Raw genomic sequence first — 17,564 nt, 5'->3', positions numbered from 1 at the left:
GGGTCCAGAGCCGCGAGCTGCGGAGCTGGGCGCTGCCACAGGCTCCGTGCGTCTGCAAGATGCCTTCACCGTCACCTTACGTTGACCTCGACGTCGAAAGCAGAGGCAAGCTCGAGCAAGCTCGCCCGGGTCAGGGTTTCGAGGCATGAGCGTTTCGTGGGCCTGGGCACTCGGCGGGCATGTTACTAGATCGAACCGCTCCCATGGCCTACACCGACGAGGATCTCCGCTCGCTCTGCAACACCGTCGAGGCCAAGCCCCCCGACTGGGTCTCTGGCTGGCGCCAGGGCGCCGCCGCCTTGCTCCGCGAGGTTGCGCAGGCGCCCCCCGAGCTCCGACGATCGCGCGAGTTCCAGCGCAAGCTGTGGGAGTCCGAGGCAATTACCAGCACCGGCATGGGCTCGGTCAAGGTCGACGTCGCCCTCGACGACGAGGACTTCCGCGAGTGGCTCGCCACCGAAGCGATGGCCCCCCTCCCCGAGGGCAAGGTCATCAAGGCCGCGCACATCAAGACGATCTTCGACCGCCTCGTCGCGCAATTCGAGGGTCGCCGCACCCCATGGCTGAAGATCCTCCGTCTGCTCTCCGCGCTGTTCCCGACCGAGTTCACGACCCTGGCCAGCCGCAGGCTGCTGCACGAGATCGCGGGCTGGTTCCTCGCCGATCCCCCCAAGGGCGCGCTCGCGGTCAACCGGGCGATCGTCGGCCGCCTCAACGATGTCCTCGGCCCGGTCGCCCACGACGACTACGACGCGCTCGCGGCCCGCATGAGCCTGCCGTGGCTGATGCACCTGCACCGGAGCAACGCCGAGACGGAGGAAGACGTCACCGAGGTTGTTACGAACACAGGCGAGGCAAAGCTCAAGCCATTGCCGGCTGCTCGACGTCGCAAAGGGATGACCGCTAGCCGGGGCTACTTCCAATCCGTGTTGGCGATGCTCCAGGCGGTTGAGGGGGGGCTGACGCGGGAGGACTTCATCGACTTTCTCCGTACCGAGCAGCCCGGCAAGAAGGACTCGAGCCATGGCACGACCATCAGTGTGCTGCAAGGAGAGCTGGGCGTGGTCTATCGAGATGGGCGCGTCTACAAATTGACCCCCTCCGGCCGCGCGGTGCTCGAGACCGGAGACCCCGATGAACTCGCCAAGTGGTTGCTGACGCGGATACTCGGCTTCGACCTGGCTCTCATTCACGTGCGAGACCACGGCCCGATCCGAAACACCGATCTCTTGCGCGCGATCCAGAAGGCCAACCCAGGGTGGACGGGAACCGTCGCCCCGAGCGCGATTGTGGGGTGGTGCAACCACCTCGGCCTCTTCACACCAGAAAACAGGTTGTGGGTGCTCACCGAACGCGGTCGGGAATGGGCCAAGCAGATCCATTGGGAGCCGGCGATCCTCGAACCGATCGACGAACCCGACGGAGCCGACGAGCCCGACGAGGAGGAAGAAGCCCTCACGACCGATGTCGGAGGGATTCAAAAGTCACCCTTCGACGAACTCTACGCCGGGCTGACCTACAACTTCCCCCGCGCCCTCGTGGCCGAGCTCCACGCCGGCCTCTGGGCCCATCCGCGCCGGCACTTCGCCGTGCTCACGGGTCTGTCCGGCGCCGGCAAGACCCAGCTCGCTCGTCAGTACGGCCTCGCCCTCGCTGGCGGCGGCGAGGCGGCGCGCGCACGTGTCAAGATCATCGCGGTCCAGCCCGGCTGGTACGACCCTGGACCACTGCTCGGCTACGTGAACCCGATCCAGCCCACGGCCTACGTCCGCACCCCAGTGCTCGAGTTCCTGCGCCAGGCCGTGAGCAGGCCTGAGGCCCCGCACGTACTGATCCTCGACGAGATGAACCTCTCTCGCCCGGAGCAGTACCTCGCGCCTCTCCTGTCCGCGATGGAGACCGGTGATCGCATCGACCTCCACAGCGAGGGCGACATGCACGACGGTGTCGAGAAGCGGATCCCTTACCCGAGCAACCTCGTGATCATCGGCACCGTCAACATGGACGAGACCACCCACGGGCTCTCGGACAAGGTTCTCGATCGCGCCTTCACCCTCGAATTTTGGGACATCGACATCAACGACTACGCCGGCTGGGACCGGACCAATCTCGGCAAGCAGGACACGGAGCGGCTGCGGACGGCGTTGACCGAGCTCATGCAGGCGCTGGTGCCCGCGCGGCTGCACTTTGGCTGGCGGGTGGTCGACGACGTCGTCGACTTTCTCGCTCGTAACCAGGAGCACGGTGGCCAACTGGAGTTCGACGCGGCCCTCGACGCGATCGTCTACGCCAAGATCGTGCCCAAGCTGCGCGGCGACGACTCGCCCCGCTTCCGCGCCGCCCTCGACGAGACCAAGAAGGTCGCCAAGCGATACAAGCTCGAGCGTTGCCTGAGCAAGCTCGAAGAGCTCGAACACGACCTCACAACCACTGGGAGCGCGCGTTTTTGGCGCTGAGTCTGCACGCGCGGCCTCGCCCCGATCTGGAGCTCAACCTCGTCGACGCGCGCGAAGCCATCGAGGGCTTCCGCGAACTCGTCGAGGCTGAGCTGGCGAGCGAGGGCGAGCACTGGCGCCTCGAGATCGATGACGAACCCGTCGCGGTCGAGCACGGCGCTGGCCAATCCCGCTGGCGCTGGAAGCCGAGTTTCTACGCGGGCGAGGTCCGGGCGCGCCTGGTCGACCTTCGCGGCGGGGCCGAACACGTGCTGCGCCTCGACGTCTCGCCCAACCCGGACAAGCTCGGGCGCGATCGCTTCGCGGAGATCATCGCGGAGCTTCGCCAAGCCCAGCCAGAGTTCGTCCTCGGCAGCGAACCTGCGACGACGCGCACCGGGAGCCTGGGTCAGCTCGACGACCCGCTGCTCGCCTACGGGAAGCTGCGGACCTACGCGAAGGACTTCCTGTCGAGTCTCGAGCGCGTCCTGGCTGCGCCGGTGCGTCGTCTACGTCAGGAGCGACGCATGCTCGCGCTCGCCCAGGTCCGGCGCGCCGATCGACGGACCGTGTTTCAGGCGCTTCGCAACCCACAGCTCGCGTCGCTGCTCGTCGGTCAAGAACAACCCGCGAACTCCGGGCCGGCCCCGCGGCTGGACGCGCCCGTGGTCGAGCCACACGTCGACGAGGCCGCCAACCGCTGCATCAAGGCGCTGACCCAGAGTGTTCTGCGGCGTGTCGTCGACTGTCGTGAGCGCTTGGCGGTCAAGGTCGAGCGGGAGCGGGAGTCTGGAACGCGGACCACGCTGGCCGAGCGCTGGCCGGTCCGCGAGCGCTACTTGCTCGGGCTCGAGCGTCATCTCGTCCGGGCGCTGCGCGGGCCCGTGCTGTCGGCGGTGACGCGCGCGCAGATCACCGCGGGGGGGCTCAACACGATTAGCGCGCACCCGGTCTACTCGCGCACCTACAAGCTCGGCTGGCGAACGCTGGGCCTGGGCTTCGAGGGTGAGCCGCGCGACGAGGATCTGTGGCTGCCACCAACGTGGGAGCTCTACGAGCGCTGGTGCTTTGTGACCGCGCGTCGTCTGCTACGCGAGTCGTTCGGCTTCGAGGAGCTGGCGACCGTCACCTCGCCGCCGGCCGACCTGGCCTGGAGCGGAAGCGACGGCGCGGGACGTCGAGTCTGGCTCGGGTTCCAGGTCAAGTGCGCGACGTGGTCGATGAAGAAAGAGCACGAGTTTCGATCGCTGAACGTCACGCGCTTCCCCGACCTCGTAGTCAGCGTCGAGACCGGCGACAGCGCACGCTGGATAGTCCTGGACGCCAAGTACCGCGTGTCTCGTGCGAACGTTCTCGACGCGATGACGAGCGCGCACCTGTACCACGACGCCCTGCGCTGGCGCGGGCACCCGCCCGAACGCGCGCTGCTCGTGGTTCCCGCCGCGGGCGGGGCACCGTGGCTCGAGAAGGACGCGTTTCATCAGGCGCACGGTGTTGGAGTCGTGGTTGCCAGGCCGCGCTGCACGAACCGGTTGGAGCAGGCCCTTGCCGCGTTGCTGGGTTGATCTCAGATGCGAGCGTGAACGACCTGGTGGTCGGCGCTCTCCACAATTCGCTCTTCGTTGCGTGGGTCGTTTCTGAGACTGCCCATCCCATCCGTGCGGCTCGACCGCGATCTCGTCGCAGGCCATTCTTGCAGCGGATTCGGCGCGTATTGCGCGTGCTAGCGTCCGCGCATGACGCTCTCAATCATTCTCACCACCGTTCTCAACACCTTCGCGACGAGCCCCGATTTGTGCGCCGACGTCTATCTCGATTCAGCCGGCCAGCCGCTGACGGACGCGATCGGGCAGACCTTCGCGCGCTTCTGCGAGTGGGCTGGCCCAGATGCACCACGGTTCAACTCAGACGTGTGCTGCGTCCACGACGCGACAGGGGCCGCGTGCTGGCTCCCCGACCGCGAGGGGCAGTGCACAGCGGGCTCGAGGTACGCCTGTGAGCACGCGACCGTGACCCCTACCGGAGGGGTCGTCTGTTACCAGCCCTTTCCCAGTGTGTGCGACTTCGGGCACTGCCAGGAAGCTGGGCTCTCGATCACACCAGGTCCGCTCGGAGACATCATCTGCTGTGGAGCGAGCGACTGCACGGAGGTCGAGACGGTGGTGCAGTTGGACGACTGCATGGGCTACCTCGCCTGGTGTGAGCACGGCATCCAGAATGTGGATGGAACCGTGGACTGCTTCGACTAGCGAGCCTTGGCCCCGCGCAGCTCTTCCAGATCTTGCCCGAGCCGTTCTCCGGCGCCTCGCGTGTCGGCCGTGTCCCCGGAGTCTTTAAGGTACAAGGCGATGGACGCGGCTAGAAACTCGGCCTCATCTGACCCGGTAGGCGCGGTCGTCCTGAGCTCGACAGCCCGCTCAAAACTCGCCCGGCCGATCGCCAACGACTCGTGGTCGGTCAGACCCGGGGCACCATCAACCGAGCGCTCGCGCAGCCACGAGCTGTGGGCCTCGGTGAACTCGCCACGCTCGATGGCTTGAAGGATCGCGTCGAAGGGGTCCTCGTCACCCGTCTCGGTCTGCTGGGCTTGATCGGCTGGCTCTGGCCTCTGTGACTCGGACTCGGACTCGGATATCTGCGGGGGCGTGGGCTGATCGGCCGAGAAGGTACGCTCGATCTGGCCGCGGACAATCGCCAGGCCGAGGAGCACCATCATCACCAGCACGATGCCCGTCATGGAGCCGTACAAGAAGATCTGCCACGCTTTCCGAGGCTGGTCTTTGCCTGCCACGGGTACGTTGAGCAGCCCTTCACCGGGAACGAGCGTCTCCTTCTCATCTGACTCACCGTCAGAGAACTCGCCCCCACCGTCGGGCTCATCGAGCAGCGCACGAACGAGCTCGTGCATGTCACGATGGCGGCGTTCGGCATCGTACTCGAGCCCCTTGCGGACAACCCGGCTGAGCCAGTGTGGGACGCTGGAGTCTGGCGAGCCAGCTCGGATCGCGCCGGCCTCGATGGCCTCGAGCAACTCGTCGGGTGCATCGCCCGGATAGGGGCGCTGTCCGTGGAGCCCACGCCACAGCGCCACGCAAAACGAGAACTGATCCGAGCGAGGGTCGCCTCGCTCGCCGCGGAGCCGCTCGGGAGCCATGTAGCTGGGGGTCCCGACGAGCGGCGCCGGGTGATCGTCATCCGAGTCGAACGCGCGGACCTTCTCAGCGACGCCGAAGTCGGCAACCAACACCCGACCATCGTTGCCAATGAGCATATTCGCCGGCTTGAAGTCGCGGTGCTGAACCCCGGCGTCGTGAGCGGCCGCCAGCCCGGCTCCCGCGCCTGCAAAGACATCACGGAGCTCTCGCCAGTCGCGCGGCGTCTGCATCCACTCGTGGCCGTCCAGCCCCTCGACCCACTCCATCACGAAGTACACCCGGCCATTCCATTGCCCGGTCTCGTACACCGTCACGACGTTCGGGTGGGTGAGCTTGGCGAGGAGCTTCGCCTCCGCCAGCAGGGCAGCCTCGGCTTCGGGTCCCGAGCTCACCCACAGCTTGATCGCCACCTTGCGGTCGAGCTGCGGATCACGAGCCTCGATCACCATGCCCATGCCGCCGAACTTGGTGTCGAGCGCCTCGAAGCCCTCGAACAAGTACGGCTCGGCGTTCGGCTCGCCCATCCGCACGAAGGTCTTCTCGGCGATGGCCCACATCAGCTCAGCCACGTCCTCTGGCATGTCACGACGCTCGAGCCCCGCGGCCAGGCGGTCGAGCTCGGCGTCGTCGACTTCGTCGTCTGATGGTGGATCTGAGGGCAAGGCTGCTCCGGTCCAGGTCGAGCGTACTCGCATGGGTGCGCGGCTTCATCCGGCATGCGTGTTGGATCAGCTCTTGGGTCACGGGGGCGTCGGCTGTATGGTCACCCGGGATGGACCTCGACGAGCTACTCCGTGCCGTCCGCGACGAGGAGCGGGGTGCGTGGGCCAGGCTCGCGCCGGTTCTGACAGTTGAGCTTCGCCGCTACTTCTCGTCCTGGTTCGGGCCCGATGTCGCCAAGGATCTCACCCAGGCCACCCTCGTGGTCCTCTTGGACAAACTCCCGGGCTTCGAGGCGCGGGAGTCCCTCCGGGGGTGGGTCTTCGGGATCGCTCGCAACCTCGCGCACAACGAGCTGCGCGCCCGATACCGCCGCAGTGAGCTCGCGGAGGGGGTGAAGCACGAGCCGCTGGCTCCCGCACGGAGCCCGAGCTCCCACGCGCGTTGGCGCCAGCGGTGGGAGCTGGCCAACGAAGAGCTCGAGCAGCTCCCCGATCACTACCGAGACGTCATCGAGCACGATCTCGAAGGGGGCGACGCCGGGTCCTTTGCCGAGCACGAAGGGATCTCGCGGACAACGGCTCGAACTCGCCGCCACCGCGCGCAGACCGAGCTCGCCGACCGGGTCCAGCGGCGCGCCGAGACACCAACGTCGCCTCCCCGACAAACCCCGACGCCGCCAAGCTGATTTTCTCGGGAACGCTTCACCCCGAGCGACGACCGCGGGGCGATGGCGGCCTCCCACCTCGACCCCCTCCTCGCCGAAGCCGAACGTCGCGCCGTAGCGCTCGTGCTGCGTGCACACCTCGACTGGACGCTCGGCGATGTCTTTGAGCACCTGTACAACGGCCCCCGGGGGCCCGCGCTGCGTCAGGTCACCATCGGTGAGCTGCTCGACGATCCCGAGGGCGAGGCTCTCGCTCTCCCGATGGATGGAGGCCCGTTGATCGACCGACGGCGACTCGAACTCGCCAAGCGGGCCCACGGCGCGAACTTTGACGACTACCTCTACAGGGTGCTCGCAGAGGCTGAAGGGGACGTCGCTGCCTGCTACCTGACTGCGCGCGTCGGCGGGCCTCCCTGGAAACTGAGGAAGGGGCTCAAACGCCTCATCGAAGCGGGGAAGGCCGAGCGCAAGGGCAAGACGAGCACGACGCGCTACCGGGCGCTCGACGCGGAGGCGCCATGACCGAGCCCAAGTCGACTCCGCCTCTGGATTCTCAGCGCGCTGCGTTTGGCAAGCACATCCGACAGCTGAGGAAGGCCCGTGGCATGACACAGGAGCAGCTCGCAGAACGTAGCGGGTTGTCGGCGGACACCATCCGTCGGCTCGAGCATGGGGCTTTTTCTCCGAGCCTCGACACCATCCGCAAGCTCACCGGGGGACTCGACCTCCTGGTGAGTACCCTCTTCGAGAGCTTCGAGAGCTTCGAGCTGCAGATCGACGACGCGTCCCGTGAGCTGCTTGGCCTGCTCGCGGGCCGTGCTCCCGGAGTGCTCGCGTTCGCTACCAACGTGATTCGGACCCTGCTCGATGAACTCGACGCCTTCGACGTCAGCGGCACAGTCCATGACGTGTAGCCGACCTGGGGGAGGGCTCTCTCGGGCCCAATCCACGTTGGCGAGGCCCAGCGCGAGCTCGTCGACGCCGACAGCGAGCTCGTGTTCCCCGGAGTCGACGGCGCGGAGATCTGCTAGTCCGCTGGAAGCGAAGAAACTTGGATAAATCCAGGGGAGGGGGGCCTGCGAAGGCCCCCCTTCAAGATCTAGCAAGCCGCGAGCGCGCGCTCGAGGTCGGCGAGCAGATCGTCGAGGTGCTCGATGCCCACGCTCGCGCGCACGAAGCCGTCGGCGATCCCGAGCTTGTCGCGGTTCTCCTTGGGCACCGAGGCGTGGGTCATGATCGCCGGGTGCTCGATCAGGCTCTCGACCCCGCCGAGGCTCTCGGCCAGGGTGAACACGCGGACGGCCTCGAGGAAGCGCCGAGCCTCGTCGAGGCCGCCCTTCAAGTAGAAGCTGACCATGCCGCCGAAGCCCGACATCTGCCGGCTCGCGAGCTCGTGCTGCGGGTGGCTGGCGAGGCCTGGATAGATCACCCGCTCGACCTTGGCGTGGGCCTCGAGGTAGCGGGCCACGGCGAGCGCGTTTTGCTCGTGCCGTTGCATGCGCAGGGCCAGGGTCTTGATCCCGCGCAGGGTCAGGTAGGAGTCCTGAGGCCCGGGGACCGCCCCGCACGAGTTTTGGATGAAGTGGAGGCGGTCGTGGAGATCGGCGCTGGCCGTGGCGATCGCCCCGCCGACGACGTCGGAGTGGCCGCCGATGTACTTGGTCGTCGAGTGCACGACCAGATCCGCGCCGAGCTCGAGCGGGCGCTGGAACACCGGGGTCATGAAGGTGTTGTCGACGGCCAGGAGCACGCCCCGCTCCTTGCACATCCTGGCGATCGCCGCGATGTCGCCGAGCTTGAGCATCGGGTTGGTCGGGGTCTCGAGCCACACGAGCTTGGTCGCGTCCTCGAACGCGGCCTCGACGGCGCCGAGATCACGCGGATCGACGTAGCTGAAGCGGTGGCCCCGGCGGCTCATGACCTTGTCGAACAGGCGAAAGGTCCCGCCGTAGATGTCGTCGCCCGCGATCACGTGGTCGCCCGCGTCGAGCAGCTGGATGATCGCGGTCGTGGCCGCGCAGCCCGAGGCGAACGCGAGCCCGTGGGTCCCACCCTCGAGCGAGGCGATCGCGCGCTCGAGCGCGAAGCGGGTCGGGTTCTGGGTCCGGCTGTACTCGAAGCCGGTGTGCTCGCCCGGGGACTTCTGAACGTAGGTCGAGGTCTGGAAGATCGGCGTCATCACGGCGCCCGTGACCGGCTCGCTGTGCTGGCCGCCGTGGATCGCCAGGGTCTCGATTCGGGCCTCGGGCCCACAGTGGTCGTCGTCGCGCTTGTATTCGGCCATGGCTATTCCTTGCCTTTGCTGCCCGCGGCGGCGTCGCGCGCGAGGTAGTCGATGAGGTCGATCTTGGTTAGGAGCCCGCGCAGGCGGTTGTTCTCGGTCACGAGCACGACCTTGGCGTCGTTGAAGATCCGCTTGAGCAAGGTGATGCGCGTGTGCGGGGTGACGGTCGCGTAGTCGCTCTCGATCAGATCGGCGATCGGTGTGTCGAGGGCGCTGCCTTCATGCTCGACCAGGAAGTTGAGCAGGTCGATCTCGGCCACGATCCCGCAGTGGCGCCCGTCCTCGTCGAGCACGGGCAGCTGCGAGATGCCGTGGCTCTTGAGGGTCGCGACGGCGTCGCGCACGGTCGTCGCCGCGTCGATCGTGATCAGCTTCTGGGGCTTGCGCTTGAGGATGTGGGCGACGGTGCCCTCGTTCTCGCGCTCGTCGAGGAAGCCGTTGCTGCGCATCCAGTCGTCGTTGAAGATCTTCGACAGGTACTTCTGGGCGTTGTCGGGCAAGAGCACGAGGATCCGCTTGGGCTCGTCGAGGCTCCGGGCGTACTTGATCGCGCCCATGACCGCGGCCCCGCACGAGCCGCCGCAGAAGATGCCCTCACGGCGGACGAGCTCGCGGGTCATCATGAAGCACTCGCGGTCGTCGACCTGGACGATGTCGTCGAGGATGTCGAGGTTCATGGTCGAGGGCAAGAAGTCCTCGCCGATGCCCTCCACATAATAGGAGAAGGCCTTGGTCATGCGCCCGGTCTTGACGTACTCGTAGTAGAGCGAGCCGACCGGATCGACGCCGACGATCTGGATCTCGGGCTTGCGCTCCTTGAAGTAGCGCCCGCAGCCCGACAGCGTGCCGCCCGTGCCCATGCCCGAGGCGAACACGTCGAACTCGCCCTTGGTCTGGTCCCAGATCTCGGGCCCGGTGCTGACGTAGTGGGCCTCGGGGTTGGCGGGGTTGTGATACTGGTTGGCGTAGAAGGCTCCGGGGGTCTCTTCGACCAGACGCTTCGCGACCGAGTAGTACGAGCGCGGGTCGCTGGGCTCGACCGCGGTCGGACAGATCACGACCTTGGCCCCGTAGGCGCGCAGGGCCGAGACCTTCTCCTGCGACATCTTGTCGGGCATGACGAAGATGCACTTGTAGCCGCGGATCGCCGCGACCATCGCGAGCCCCGCGCCGGTGTTGCCCGAGGTCGCCTCGATGATCGTCCCGCCCGGTCCGAGCATGCCGCGCTCTTCAGCGTCGCGGATGATGTTGAGGCCGACGCGGTCTTTCATGGACCCGGCCGGGTTCATGTACTCGACCTTGACGTAGATCTCGGACTCGATGTCTGCGGTGACGGCGTTCAGTCGGACGATCGGGGTGCTCCCGATCGCCTCGATGATCGACGGCACCGCGCCTGGCATGAGCTTCGGCATGGGCGGACCATAAAACGTCGACCTAGCGGGGGACGAGGGCGGCAGATCACGCAACGCGTGAGCTGCGGCACGGTCGGCGTGGCCCGCGGCCCGCGCATGGCGAGCACGCTCACCGTCCTTCGGCTTCGGCCTTCTTGCGGGCTTTCTTCTCCCGGCGTTTCGTGCCGTCGAAGAAGGCCCCGAACTGGAGGCCGAGGTAAAAACGAAATTTGCGGTTGTAGGTCTCGAAGTGGGTCAGGTCCGACTGGATCCCGCCGAGGGTCAGGCCGAGGGTCAGGGCGACCTTGTCGATCCGGCTGGTCGCGCTGATCTCACCCATGACGACATGGTTGCGGGTGATGACGGGCTGCTCGAGCGCGGTGCTGGTGTTGGCGCTCGCGCCGAAGGTCGGCGGGATGGTCCAGTCGAAGCCGTAGCCGAACGCGAGGCCGATGATCTTGTGCTGGAAGCCGACGTAGGCCTGGGGGAACACGGTCATCGGCATCGCGTTGCGGGTGTTGGCGACGTTTCCGCCCGCCGCGACCGCGAGCCGGACCATGACGTACTTGAGGAACTGGGCCTGGTAGCCGAGGTCGAGCATCATCGGCGCGAAGTGGAAGCGCTCGAACTCGCCGGTTGAGGGATTTTGCGTGCGCGTGAGCTTGACCCACTGGGCGTGGAGGGTGAGGCGGAAGCGGTGGGTGCGAGGGAGGCTGCGGACGCGGGGATCGCTCTCGCCGAGCGAGGTGTCGAACTCGCGGTCGCGGCTGCGCTTGGCCAGGACCGATGGCGCGAACAGGCTGGCCGGGGCCGGTTGAAGCGCGGCGAGGCCGGGGATCGTGAGCGCGAGGGGAGGGGCGCTCAGGTTGTCCTGGGCGCGGGCGTCGAGCTCGGCCTCCAGCGCGCGCGCCGGGCCCTCGAGCGCGGCCTCGGGCTCGGCCGCTCGCGCGAGCTTGGGCCCGGCGAGCGCGAGCAGGGCGACCCCGATCAAGGTCGCCCCATGCCCACTCAGGCTCCGCCTCGACCCACGCGTCACCGAGTAAGCATCCGGGCACCCGGGGCGGCTGTCAAACCGACTGGGGCCCGCGCCGGGTTTCGACCCGGCCGGGGGCGCCGCGGATCACAAAGCGTGAAGCGAGCAGGGGGGCGCGGCCATGGACGGGGCTCCCTCGGGCGCTCAAGCGAGCACGAGCACGTCGATCATCATCGCCGCGAAGTAGGCGATGCTGATCCAGCCGTTGAGATCGAAGAAGGCCTTGTCGATCCGGCTCAGATCGTCGGGCCGCACGATCCAGTGCTCGTAGATCAGGATCGCGACGACCGCGACCGCGCCGACGATGTGGGCGACGCCGAGCCCCGCGAGCAGCTGCAGGGCGACGAGCGCGGCGGCGGTCACCACGTGGAGCAGGGCCGAGAACCACAGCGCACCGCGCACGCCGAACGCGACGGGGATCGAGTGGAGCCCGACCTCGGCGTCGTAGTCGTGGTCCTGGAGGCTGTAGATGACGTCGAAGCCCGCGACCCAGGTTGCGACCGCGACCATCATGACCCCCGGGATGGCGAAGCCGTCGAGGCCGCCGGTGACGGCGACCCACGCCCCGGCCGGGCCGAGCGAGAGCGCGACGCCCAGGATCAGGTGGGCCGCCCACGAGAACCGCTTGAACAGGCTGTAGCCGCAGATCACGACCAGGCACAGGGGGGAGAGGGCGAGCGCGACCGGGCCGAGCGCCGCCGCTGCGCCGATGAACACCAAGGCTGCGAGGCTGGTCAGAGCCACGGCGGCGCGCAGGCTGATCGCTCCGGCCGGGAGCTCACGGGTGGCCGTGCGGGGGTTGGCCGCGTCGATCTTGCGGTCGACGATCCGGTTGAAGCCCATCGCGGTGGTCCGCGCGCCCGTGAACGCGACCACGATCCAGACCAGCTTGAGCGCGGTCATGCCGACGCCGTCGCCGAGCCCCTCGTGGACGGCCGCGCGGTGGGCGAGGATCCCAGCCGCGAGGGTGAAGGGCAGGCCGAAGATCGTGTGGCTGATCTTCACGAGGCTGGCGTAGCGGACCAGCGTGGTCCACACGCCGCCGGGCGCGGTTTTCTCGGCTGGCTTCACGGTCTCGCCCTCGGCCATCTCGGCCGCAGCTTAGCTCCCGAGACGATCTAGTCTAGAGACCAGTCGATCGCAGGCTTGCCCCAGCGCTCGAGCGCGGCGTTGACCCCGGAGAAGGGCTTGCTGCCGAAGAAGCCGTTGCGGGCCGAGAGCGGCGAGGGGTGGGCCGCGGCGAGGATCTCGTGGTGGTCGCCGTGCTTCTCGATCAGCGGGATCTTTTTTTGCGCGGGCTTGCCCCAGAGCACGAACACCAGCGGATCCTCGCGGGCGGCGAGCGCCTCGATGACCCGATCGGTGAAGGTCTCCCAGCCCTTCTTGCGGTGCGAGTTGGCCTTGTGGGCGCGGACCGTGAGCACGGTGTTGAGCAGCAGGACCCCGCGCCCGGCCCAGGCCTCGAGGAAGCCGTGCTCGGGGCCCGTGACGCCGACGTCGGACTCGAGCTCCTTGTAGATGTTGCGCAGCGAGGGCGGGACCTTGACCCCGCGTCGGACCGAGAAGCACAGCCCGTGGGCCTGGTCGTTGTCGTGGTAGGGGTCCTGGCCGAGGATCAGCACCCGGACCTCGTCGAAGGGCGTGTGCTCGAACGCGGCGAACACCTCTTGCGGCGGCGGGAAGACCTCGGCGGCGGCGCGATCCTTGGCCACGAAGTCCTCGAGCTTGCGAAAGTAGGGGGCGCCGAGCTCGTCGCCGAGGACCGACTCCCAGCTCGGGGGCAGCTCGCCAAAGGCGTCACTCATCACAGGCCTCGATCTTCTCGGAGGATGTTGGCGTCGCAAAACGAGGCCATGGTCTGGTGCTCGTCGTAGCCGTAGTCGTAGCCCGTGGCCTCGACGAAGGCGGCGTTGTCGACGACGACCGGGTGCTTGAGGTGGGCGATCGCGCCGGGCGGGAGCCGCGGCAGCCCGAAGCGACCGAGCGCGCGCTTGAGCACCGACTCGGGCAGGGGCACGGCCGTGCGGTGCGTCGCGCGACACAGGACCGAGAGCGGGACCGGCGGCGGCCCGGCGATGTTGAAGACCCCGGCGATCTCCGACTCGGCCGCGAGCACGATCGCCTTGGCCGCGTCGTCCTCGTGCATGACGTGAAACAGCGGGTCGAAGCCCATCGCCATCGGCACCCGGGGTCCGGCGAGGAAGCTGGCGAGGGTCCCGCGACCGCTGGGGCCGAGGGCGTAGACCAGGCGCAGCACGACCGTGCGCATGTTCTTGCAGCTCCACAGCGCGCGGCTGGCGTACAGATCGGCGGCGACGAGATCGGCGAGCTCGGGGAAGGTCGAGACCGCGAGCGGCGGCTCGTCCTCGTTGCGGTACAAAGGAGCGTCGGCCGCGGCCCCGTAGATCGTGTGGCGGCCGACGAACACAGCCTTCTTGACGCCAAATTCGTCGCAGTAGCGAAACACCGCCTGGGTCCCGCGCAGGTTCACGCGGTAGCGCTGCTCGGCGCTCGCGTTGAAGTGCGTGACCGTGGCCATGTGGATGACGACGTCGGGCCGATGCACGCGAAACACGTCGGCCGCGGGCCGCTTGCGCACGTCGGTCTGGAAGATCGTCACCCCGCGCGGCGCGCCCTGCCACGGGCGCACGTCGATGCCGATGACCTCGTGACCGTTGTCGACGAGGCGCAGCGCGACGAGCTGGGCGTGGGCGCCCGCGATGCCGGTGATCAGGACCTTCACGAGTCTGAGATTAGGCCACGGATGACCGGTCGGCTCAACTGGCCTCGGCCTCGTGGTTGACGCCCGCCCCGCGTCCTTCGGCGATCAGCTCTTCGACCCGCGCCTTGACCTGGGCGACGTAGCCGTCGATGACGTGGTCGGGCTCGTTGCCTGTGCCCTCGAAGTGCATCGGCGCGCCGTAGAGGACCTCGCAGTTGACGGGCAGCGGGACCGGCAAGATGTAGGGGGTGATCGGGAAGTAGGGCGCGTTGGCCAGCTTGGCCAGGTACTTGGCGTGGTAGATGGTTGGGATCGCCTCTTCGCCGCCGATGAAGGCGATCGGGACGATCGGGACCCCGGTCTCGAGGGCGATGCGCATGAACCCGGTCCCGAAGCGCTCGAGCTGGTAGCGGTCGCGGTAGAGCTTGCCGGTCCCGCGCGCGCCCTCGGGGAAGACCATCAGGAGGCGGCCGTCGAGCAGGAGGCGCTTGGCGTGCTCGGGCAGCCCCGGCAGCTGGCCGACGCGCGAGAACCACGGACCCATGAACGGCCAGCTCTGGGCGAATTTCTCGACCATGCCGTGGGCGAGGCGCGGGGGCTCACGATCAAAGAAGATCGAGGCCACGATCATGCCGCCGTCGGTCGGGAGCCCGCCCGAGTGGTTCGAGACCAGCATCGCCGGGCCGGTCCCGGGCACGTTCTCGATCCCGCGGGTTCGGACGCGGAAGTAGTGCTTGTGGGCCTGGCCGAGCACGGTCAGGAACAGCCCGAGGTGATCCTTGGAGATGCCGTAGGGATCGAGGCCCCAGCGGTTGAAGGGCAGGTCGAGCCGCTCGATTCGCTCGCGCACTTCGTCGCTGATCACTCGCCGCCACATGCGCGCGGAAGTGTATCACCGCCCCCGGGGCTGCGGCGCGTGCTCGCGGGCGTAGTCGGGCAGCTCGGCGCTGCGACGGTGGCGGAAGATCAGCGAGGTCTCGAGCTGACCGAGCTCGGCCCGACTCGAGATCTGCTCGGTGACCAACCACCGCAGATGCTCGACGTCCCGCACGGCCACGTGGACGACGAGATCGTGGGATCCGGCGACGTAGTAGAGGTCGCGGACCTCCGGGCGCTCGGCGAGCTGCGTCCACACCCCCTCGAGCAGCTCGGGCTGGTGGCGGCCGAGGCGAACGAAGACCAGCGCCTCGAGCACGACCCCGAGGGCCGCGGGATCGACATCGGCGTGGAAGCCCCGAATGACACCGTCCTGGATCAGTCGTTTGACCCGCTCGAGGCAGCTCGACGGCGCCAGGCCGACGCTCGCGGCCAGCTCCTTGTTGCTCAGCCGCGCATTGTTTTGCAGGGCCCCGAGGATTTCGTGATCGATTCGGTCGAGGGGTCGAGTTTCCGTGTTCATCCGAGTTCAATTCGGTAGACGCGTGAAAATATCGTTATAAATTCGACCCCAGTCAACAGGTTCCAATGAACGTTCGTGAAACGCGCGATCAGGCCCAGGCCTTCTTGGCCACGGCTGCCAAGCTGTTGCACCGCCACGGGATGCCCGCCCACCGCCTCGAGGACACGCTGATGGCGTGCGCGGCCGCGCTCGGGGTCCGGCTGCAGGTGTTCGCCACGCCGACCTCGGTCGAGCTCGCGTTCGGTGGCCGGCGCCAGCGGGCGCACATGATTCGTTCGGACGCGGGCGAGGCCGAGCTCGGTCGGCTCGTGGCCCTCGACGCGGTCATCGCCGACGTGCGCTCGGGTCTGCGCGACCCGGTCTCGGGTCGCCGGGCGCTGCGGCGGGCCGCCGCGGCGCCGCCGATCTATGGCTCGAGCGCGATCGTCCTGGCCTCGGGCCTGGCCTCGGCTGGAGCCGCGCGCTTCTTTGGCGGCAACCTCGGCGACTCGCTGAGCTCGCTCGGGCTCGGCCTGGGCGTCGGCTTGCTGTCGCTCGCGGCCGGGCGCCGGACTGGGCTCGGACGGGTGTTTGCGCCCCTGGCCGCGTTCTTGGCCGCGCTGCTCTCGCTGATCCTGGCCCGCGCGATCGGGGGCGTTCACAGCCACGTGACGACGCTGGCGGCCCTGATCGTGCTGGTCCCGGGCCTGAGCCTGACCGTGGCGATGACCGAGCTGGCCACGCGCCACCTGGTCTCGGGCACGGCGCGGCTGGCCGGGGCGCTGACCGTGTTCATGACCATGGCCTTTGGCGTCGCGGTCGCGCGGGCGCTGGCGGGGGCGCTGCCGATCGACACGAGCTACGCGCTCGCGCCCGCGCTCACGGCCGAGCTCGCGCCGTGGACGAGGATGGTGGCGCTGATGTTGGCGCCGATCGGCTTTTGCGTGCTGTTCCAGGTCCGGCGCGCGGACGTCCCGGCGATCGCGATCACGGGAGTCGTCGCGGCCGAGCTCGCGCGGCTGGCTGGGGCGGTCGCGGGGCCCGAGCTCGGGGCGTTCACGGGCGCGTTCGCGGTCGGGCTCGCGGCCAACGGCTACGCAGCCTGGCGGCGGCTGCCGGCCGCGGTGATCCTGCTGCCTTGTCTGCTGCTGCTGGTCCCGGGCTCGCTCGGGTTTCAGAGCGTGACCTTGTTCGTGAGCAACGACGCGCTCGCGGGGGTCGAGGCGGCGTTTCGCATGATCCTGATCGCGGCCTCGCTGGTCGCGGGGGTGCTGGTCGCGAACACGGTCGCGCTGCCGCACGTGCGCGGACCCGCCCACGAACATAGGGCGGTTTAGACCCCCCGCAGGCGTCCTGCACTCTGCCACGCACTGCCGCTGCGCGGCAGGTCGCTCGGTCGCTGCGCTCCCTCGCTCGGTGGGCTGTTATGTGGTCCGCAGTGGTTTGCGTGGCCCCCCTGAGGGGGGCTCGTTCGTGCTTGCTGGAGGGCTCGTTTGGGCTTGTTGCCGCTGCGCGGCAGGTCGCTCGGTGGGGTTCTTTTGACCCCCGCAGGCGTCCTGCACTTTGCCACGCACTGCCGCTGCGCGGCAGGTCGCTCGGTGGGCTTCTTTTGACCCCCGCAGGCGTCCTGCACTTTGCCACGCACTGCCGCTGCGCGGCAGGTCGCTCGGTGGGGTTCTTTTGACCCCCGCAGGCGTCCTGCACTTTGCCACGCACTGCCGCTGCGCGGCAGGTCGCTCGGTCGCTGCGCTCCCTCGCTCGGTGGGCTGTCATGTGGTCCGCAGTGGTTTGCGTGGCCCCCCTGAGGGGGGCTCGTTCGTGCTTGCTGGAGGGGGGAGG

The 17,564-nt window shown here is 68.2% G+C and carries 16 protein-coding genes; 7 read left to right on the top strand and 9 right to left on the bottom strand.

Features of this window, described 5'->3' with window-relative positions; all coding sequences use genetic code 11:
• Nucleotides 1-203 precede the first annotated feature (203 nt).
• The 3 genes from ENSA5_RS24780 to ENSA5_RS24770 all read left to right on the top strand — a co-directional run bounded on the left by ENSA5_RS24780 (nucleotide 204) and on the right by ENSA5_RS24770 (nucleotide 4,684).
• Nucleotides 204-2,456, top strand: coding sequence for an McrB family protein (locus ENSA5_RS24780; RefSeq protein ID WP_106394173.1), 2,253 nt, complete (start codon nucleotides 204-206; stop codon nucleotides 2,454-2,456).
• Nucleotides 2,447-4,000: a DUF2357 domain-containing protein gene (locus ENSA5_RS24775; RefSeq protein WP_106394172.1), complete on the top strand. Its 1,554-nt coding sequence runs from the start codon at nucleotides 2,447-2,449 to the stop codon at nucleotides 3,998-4,000. The genes ENSA5_RS24780 and ENSA5_RS24775 overlap by 10 nt, the downstream gene beginning before the upstream one ends.
• A gap of 171 nt (nucleotides 4,001-4,171) precedes the next feature.
• Nucleotides 4,172-4,684 carry a hypothetical protein gene (locus tag ENSA5_RS24770; RefSeq protein WP_106394171.1) on the top strand — a complete coding sequence of 171 codons (513 nt, stop codon included), beginning with the start codon at nucleotides 4,172-4,174 and terminating at the stop codon, nucleotides 4,682-4,684.
• Here the strand turns inward: ENSA5_RS24770 and ENSA5_RS24765 are convergent.
• Entirely contained in the window at nucleotides 4,681-6,285 is a 1,605-nt protein-coding gene (locus ENSA5_RS24765) for a serine/threonine-protein kinase (RefSeq protein WP_106394170.1), read from the bottom strand. The genes ENSA5_RS24770 and ENSA5_RS24765 overlap by 4 nt on opposite strands.
• Before the next feature lie 77 nt (nucleotides 6,286-6,362).
• Between ENSA5_RS24765 and ENSA5_RS24760 the strand changes: the two genes are divergently transcribed.
• The 3 genes from ENSA5_RS24760 to ENSA5_RS24750 are packed head-to-tail and all read left to right on the top strand — an operon-like array spanning nucleotide 6,363 to nucleotide 7,831.
• A complete protein-coding gene (locus ENSA5_RS24760) occupies nucleotides 6,363-6,938 on the top strand; it encodes an RNA polymerase sigma factor (protein ID WP_181198107.1) in 576 nt (191 codons plus the stop codon).
• 42 nt (nucleotides 6,939-6,980) lie between these two features.
• Nucleotides 6,981-7,439, top strand: a complete 459-nt coding sequence (locus ENSA5_RS24755) for a hypothetical protein (protein WP_106394169.1) — start codon at nucleotides 6,981-6,983, stop codon at nucleotides 7,437-7,439.
• Nucleotides 7,436-7,831, top strand: coding sequence for a helix-turn-helix domain-containing protein (locus ENSA5_RS24750; protein WP_106394168.1), 396 nt, complete (start codon nucleotides 7,436-7,438; stop codon nucleotides 7,829-7,831). The genes ENSA5_RS24755 and ENSA5_RS24750 overlap by 4 nt, the downstream gene beginning before the upstream one ends.
• A gap of 185 nt (nucleotides 7,832-8,016) precedes the next feature.
• Here the strand turns inward: ENSA5_RS24750 and ENSA5_RS24745 are convergent, their stop codons facing one another.
• From ENSA5_RS24745 to ENSA5_RS24710, 8 genes are all read right to left on the bottom strand, one after another.
• A complete protein-coding gene (locus ENSA5_RS24745; RefSeq protein ID WP_106394167.1) occupies nucleotides 8,017-9,201 on the bottom strand; it encodes a cystathionine gamma-synthase in 1,185 nt (394 codons plus the stop codon).
• A gap of 2 nt (nucleotides 9,202-9,203) precedes the next feature.
• Nucleotides 9,204-10,613 (bottom strand): cystathionine beta-synthase, encoded by a 1,410-nt coding sequence (locus tag ENSA5_RS24740; protein WP_106394166.1) that lies wholly within the window; start codon nucleotides 10,611-10,613, stop codon nucleotides 9,204-9,206.
• A 109-nt stretch (nucleotides 10,614-10,722) separates the two neighbouring features.
• Nucleotides 10,723-11,583, bottom strand: coding sequence for a hypothetical protein (locus tag ENSA5_RS24735; protein WP_106394165.1), 861 nt, complete (start codon nucleotides 11,581-11,583; stop codon nucleotides 10,723-10,725).
• Nucleotides 11,584-11,769: 186 nt separating this feature from the next.
• Nucleotides 11,770-12,714 carry a UbiA-like polyprenyltransferase gene (locus ENSA5_RS24730; protein ID WP_106394164.1) on the bottom strand — a complete coding sequence of 315 codons (945 nt, stop codon included), beginning with the start codon at nucleotides 12,712-12,714 and terminating at the stop codon, nucleotides 11,770-11,772.
• Nucleotides 12,715-12,743: 29 nt separating this feature from the next.
• A complete protein-coding gene (ung, locus tag ENSA5_RS24725) occupies nucleotides 12,744-13,430 on the bottom strand; it encodes a uracil-DNA glycosylase (protein WP_106394163.1) in 687 nt (228 codons plus the stop codon).
• On the bottom strand, nucleotides 13,430-14,368 hold the full coding sequence (locus ENSA5_RS24720; RefSeq protein WP_106394162.1) for an NAD-dependent epimerase/dehydratase family protein: 939 nt from the start codon (nucleotides 14,366-14,368) through the stop codon (nucleotides 13,430-13,432). Before ENSA5_RS24720 ends, ung begins: the two co-directional genes overlap by 1 nt.
• A gap of 34 nt (nucleotides 14,369-14,402) precedes the next feature.
• Nucleotides 14,403-15,224 (bottom strand): lysophospholipid acyltransferase family protein, encoded by an 822-nt coding sequence (locus ENSA5_RS24715; RefSeq protein ID WP_106394161.1) that lies wholly within the window; start codon nucleotides 15,222-15,224, stop codon nucleotides 14,403-14,405.
• Between the two features lie 15 nt (nucleotides 15,225-15,239).
• Nucleotides 15,240-15,746 carry an Lrp/AsnC family transcriptional regulator gene (locus tag ENSA5_RS24710; protein WP_106394160.1) on the bottom strand — a complete coding sequence of 169 codons (507 nt, stop codon included), beginning with the start codon at nucleotides 15,744-15,746 and terminating at the stop codon, nucleotides 15,240-15,242.
• A gap of 65 nt (nucleotides 15,747-15,811) precedes the next feature.
• On the opposite strand from ENSA5_RS24710, the gene ENSA5_RS24705 reads away from it, so the two are divergent.
• Entirely contained in the window at nucleotides 15,812-17,062 is a 1,251-nt protein-coding gene (locus ENSA5_RS24705) for a threonine/serine exporter family protein (protein ID WP_106394159.1), read from the top strand.
• Nucleotides 17,063-17,564 lie beyond the last annotated feature (502 nt).

The organism is Enhygromyxa salina, from assembly GCF_002994615.1.
Lineage (GTDB): Bacteria > Myxococcota_A > Polyangia > Nannocystales > Nannocystaceae > Plesiocystis > Plesiocystis salina_A.
This window is presented reverse-complemented; position numbering and strand designations above follow the sequence as displayed.

What these genes read in the sequence shown, in the direction of transcription:
- ENSA5_RS24780 (WP_106394173.1), top strand. Translation starts at nt 204, where the DNA reads ATGGCCTACACCGACGAGGATCTCCGCTCGCTCTGCAACACCGTCGAG.
- ENSA5_RS24770 (WP_106394171.1), top strand. Translation starts at nt 4,172, where the DNA reads ATGACGCTCTCAATCATTCTCACCACCGTTCTCAACACCTTCGCGACG.
- ENSA5_RS24765 (WP_106394170.1), bottom strand. Translation starts at nt 6,285, where the DNA reads ATGCGAGTACGCTCGACCTGGACCGGAGCAGCCTTGCCCTCAGATCCA.
- ENSA5_RS24760 (WP_181198107.1), top strand. Translation starts at nt 6,363, where the DNA reads ATGGACCTCGACGAGCTACTCCGTGCCGTCCGCGACGAGGAGCGGGGT.
- ENSA5_RS24755 (WP_106394169.1), top strand. Translation starts at nt 6,981, where the DNA reads ATGGCGGCCTCCCACCTCGACCCCCTCCTCGCCGAAGCCGAACGTCGC.
- ENSA5_RS24750 (WP_106394168.1), top strand. Translation starts at nt 7,436, where the DNA reads ATGACCGAGCCCAAGTCGACTCCGCCTCTGGATTCTCAGCGCGCTGCG.
- ENSA5_RS24745 (WP_106394167.1), bottom strand. Translation starts at nt 9,201, where the DNA reads ATGGCCGAATACAAGCGCGACGACGACCACTGTGGGCCCGAGGCCCGA.
- ENSA5_RS24740 (WP_106394166.1), bottom strand. Translation starts at nt 10,613, where the DNA reads ATGCCGAAGCTCATGCCAGGCGCGGTGCCGTCGATCATCGAGGCGATC.
- ENSA5_RS24730 (WP_106394164.1), bottom strand. Translation starts at nt 12,714, where the DNA reads ATGGCCGAGGGCGAGACCGTGAAGCCAGCCGAGAAAACCGCGCCCGGC.
- ung (WP_106394163.1), bottom strand. Translation starts at nt 13,430, where the DNA reads ATGAGTGACGCCTTTGGCGAGCTGCCCCCGAGCTGGGAGTCGGTCCTC.
- ENSA5_RS24715 (WP_106394161.1), bottom strand. Translation starts at nt 15,224, where the DNA reads ATGTGGCGGCGAGTGATCAGCGACGAAGTGCGCGAGCGAATCGAGCGG.
- ENSA5_RS24710 (WP_106394160.1), bottom strand. Translation starts at nt 15,746, where the DNA reads ATGAACACGGAAACTCGACCCCTCGACCGAATCGATCACGAAATCCTC.
- ENSA5_RS24705 (WP_106394159.1), top strand. Translation starts at nt 15,812, where the DNA reads ATGAACGTTCGTGAAACGCGCGATCAGGCCCAGGCCTTCTTGGCCACG.